At 68.8% G+C, this 2,459-nt stretch carries 1 protein-coding gene; it reads right to left on the bottom strand.

Annotation, left to right across the window (positions count from 1 at the left end; all coding sequences use genetic code 11):
* Window positions 1-2,437, bottom strand: a 2,437-nt coding sequence (locus AABA78_RS38705) for a non-ribosomal peptide synthetase (protein WP_338270567.1), incomplete at its 3' end; no start/stop codon positions are given.
* Window positions 2,438-2,459 lie beyond the last annotated feature (22 nt).

Consider the following 2,459-nt stretch of genomic DNA (forward strand, 5'->3'; position numbering starts at 1 on the left):
GCATCGTCACGAGGAGGACGTGCGTTTCCTCGGCCAGCCGCAGCAGGGCAGTGCGCAGCAGCGGCCCTTGGACGAGGTGGAAGGGCTGCCGGGCTTCCCGGGTGGCCAGCCGCACCGTCTCCGCTTCACGCGCGGACTCTTCCAACCCAGACAAGTCCTCCACGGGAAGGAACCAGGAGCCTGGAGCATGAATGCGCTGGAAGGGCTGGCCCTCGTGCTCGAAGAAGGTGGTGCGCAGGGCTTCGTGGCGCGCCACCAGCGCTTCAAAGGAACGACGCAGGGCTTCGACGTCCAGGCGCCCGAGCAGGCGCAGGGTGACAGGCAAGTTGTAGGACGCATCGTCCGGAGCCAGTTGGTCGAGGAACCAGAGACGCTGCTGGGCGAAGGAGAGAGGCTGGGGGCCTTCAGCGCGCGTGCGAGTGAGGGGCGGCAGGCGCGTGCCCGTCGCCGAGCGCTGGAGGCGTTCAGCAAGGGCCGCGATGGTAGGGGCCTCGAAAAGCGCGCGGAGGGGAAGCTCCACATCGAGCGCGGCGCGCACGCGGGCCACCAGCTGGGTGGCGAGCAGCGAGTGGCCACCCAATTCGAAGAAGTTGTCCGTGCGGCCCACCGTGGGGACGCGCAGCACTTCGCTCCAGAGCGCCGCGAGCTTCTCCTCCAGTGGCGTCACAGGCGCTTCGTAGGCGTGCGAGGCCCTCAGCAGGCCCGCGTCCGGGGCAGGGAGGGCCTTGCGGTCCACCTTGCCATTGGACGTCAGTGGCAGTGCCTCCATGGAGACGAAGGCGGCGGGCACCATGTACTCAGGCAGGTGCTGCTTGAGGTGGGCGCGGAGGGCGGTGACGTCGAGCGCTTCACCCACGACGTAGGCCACCAGTCGTTTGTCGCCCGGAGCATCCTCGCGGGCGAGCACAACGGCGTCCTTCACGGCCGGAGCGGCACGCAGGGCGTTCTCGACTTCGCCCAGTTCGATGCGGAAGCCGCGCACCTTCACCTGGGCGTCGATGCGGCCAACGAAATCCAACTGGCCGTCCGCGCGCCAGCGCACGACGTCGCCCGTGCGATAGAGGCGAGCGCCCGGAGTGGAGGAGAAGGCATCCGGGATGAAGCGCTCGGCGGTGAGGTTCGGGCGCCCTGCGTACCCACGCGCGACGCCCACGCCACCGATGTGCAGTTCACCGCGAACACCCATCGGCACCGGCTGCCCATACGGGTCGAGCACGTAGACGCAAACGTTCGCCAGCGGCTTGCCGATGGAGGGCACGTTCCCATCCGCGACCACCTCGCCGAATGTGGCGATGACGGTGGCCTCCGTGGGGCCGTACGTATTGAGCAGACGCCGCCCCGGAGCCCAGCGCGCGACGACGTCCGCGGGCAGGGCCTCACCACCGGAGATGACAGTGCGCACCTCCGGTAATCCCTCGGAGGACGTGGCCGCGAGTGCAGCGGGCGTGAGGCTGACGACGGAGAGGTGTTGCTCCCGAAGCAGCACGGGCAAGGGGGCGCCCGGCATCAGCTTCTCCAGCGGAGCGAGCACCAGCGTGGCGCCGTTGCAGAGCGTGGTGAAGACTTCTTCCACCGACAGGTCGAAGCTGAGGCTCGCGAACTGCAGCACGCGACTGCCCGGCCCGATGCCGTACGCCACTGCCTCATGCGTGACGAGGTTGGCGACGCTGCGGTGCTCCACCGCCGTGCCCTTCGGGGTACCCGTGCTGCCCGACGTGTAGAGCAGGTACGCCATGTTCGCGGGCGTCACTCCCGCCATGGGCGCTTCCGTGGACTCCTCGGCGAGAGCGCCGCGCGCGGTGTCCAGGCAGAGCGCTCGGCCCCGCAGCCCTTCCGGGAAGCGGTCCACCAGCCCCTGCTGGGTGACAAGCACCTGCGCGGCGCTGTCCTCCAGCATGAAGGCCAGACGCTCCCGGGGCAGCAGTGGATCCACAGGCACCCAGGCACCACCAGCCTTCAGGATGCCAAGCAGGCCGATGACGATATCGAGCGAACGCTCGACGCTGAGTGCGACGCGGACCTCGGGTCCCACGCCACGACGGCGAAGGGCATGGGCGAGCTGATTGGCGCGCGCCTCCAGCTGCGCGTACGTCAACTCCGTCCCCTCGAACACCGCGGCCAGTGCTTCGGGCGCGTTGCGCACTTGCGCCTCGAAGAGCGAGTGCACGCACGCTTCCGGGAACGGCGCCCGCGTGGCGTTCCACGCCACCAGGATTTCGTGCCGTTCAGCTGTGGTCAGCAGCGGCAATCGAGCAACGGACTCATTCGGCTGCGCGACGGCTTCCTGCAGGAGCACGCGCAGGTGCTCGGCCATGCGGGCGGCGGTGGATGGGGTGAAGAGGTCGGTGGTGTATTCGAGGTAGCCCTTGAGGCCCGCGTCCGACTCCAGCACCTGAAGCGTCAAGTCGAACTTGGCGGAGAAGGTGTCGAGCTCCATCGCCTCCAGCTTCACGCCCTCG

The sequence above is a fragment of the Corallococcus caeni genome, assembly GCF_036245865.1.
In the GTDB taxonomy this organism is placed as follows: domain Bacteria; phylum Myxococcota; class Myxococcia; order Myxococcales; family Myxococcaceae; genus Corallococcus; species Corallococcus caeni.